1 protein-coding gene is annotated in these 751 nt (G+C 58.5%); it reads left to right on the top strand.

The genetic code is table 11. The features are described from left to right. Positions 1-150 precede the first annotated feature (150 nt). Positions 151-609, top strand: coding sequence for an IS200/IS605 family transposase (tnpA, locus tag DW233_RS10115; protein ID WP_055287554.1), 459 nt, complete (start codon positions 151-153; stop codon positions 607-609). The last annotated feature ends 142 nt before the right edge of the window (positions 610-751 follow it).

Here is a 751-nt window from a genome sequence, read left to right as displayed (position 1 = left end):
ATTCAAGACTTTAGTCTGCTGGCCGCGCAGCGGCCAGCTTTAAACCACCCGCTACGCGGGTGGAGACAAACGGCTTTACAAAGCCACCCCTCCGACCGATATTGACGATTGTTCAGGCCGTCAAGAATTCGAGTCGAAGGGGTGGTCGCCATGGCCCAGAAGGCCTACAGCCTTTCCCACACGAAGTGGATGTGCAAGTACCACATCGTGTTCACGCCGAAGTATAGGCGCAAAGTGATCTACAACCAAATCAGGAGCGACATAGGGGAGATCCTCAGGAAGCTGTGCGAGTACAAGGGGATCGAGATAATCGAGGGGCACCTGATGCCCGACCACGTGCACGTGCTGCTGGCGATCCCGCCGAAGTACAGCGTCGCGAGCGTCATGGGCTACCTGAAGGGGAAGAGCTCGCTGATGATATTCGACAGGCACGCCAACCTCAAGTACAAGTTCGGCAACAGGAAGTTCTGGGCGGAGGGCTACTACGTGTCCACCGTCGGCCTGAACGAGGCGACGATCGCCAAGTACATCAGGGAGCAGGAGTCCCACGACATCGCGCTGGACAAGCTGAGCGTGAAGGAGTACGAGGACCCCTTCAAGAGGGGGTGATGCTGCCGGTTCGACCGGCGCGCCACGGGTCAAGATGCACTAGGCCTGGACGAAGTCCGGGCCCGCGCCTTTAGACGCGAGCCCGGGGCCCGTGGGTTATACCCTAAGAGCAAACCACCCTTTTTAAGGGTGGTTCTGATTT

It is taken from the genome of Collinsella sp. AM20-15AC (genome assembly GCF_003471405.1).
GTDB lineage: Bacteria > Actinomycetota > Coriobacteriia > Coriobacteriales > Coriobacteriaceae > Collinsella.
Note: the sequence above shows the minus strand (reverse complement) of the source record. Positions and strands in the feature narration are given on the sequence as shown.

Bases quoted from the DNA above. Each gene is read 5' to 3' on its own strand.
- tnpA (WP_055287554.1), top strand. From the start codon at position 151: ATGGCCCAGAAGGCCTACAGCCTTTCCCACACGAAGTGGATGTGCAAG.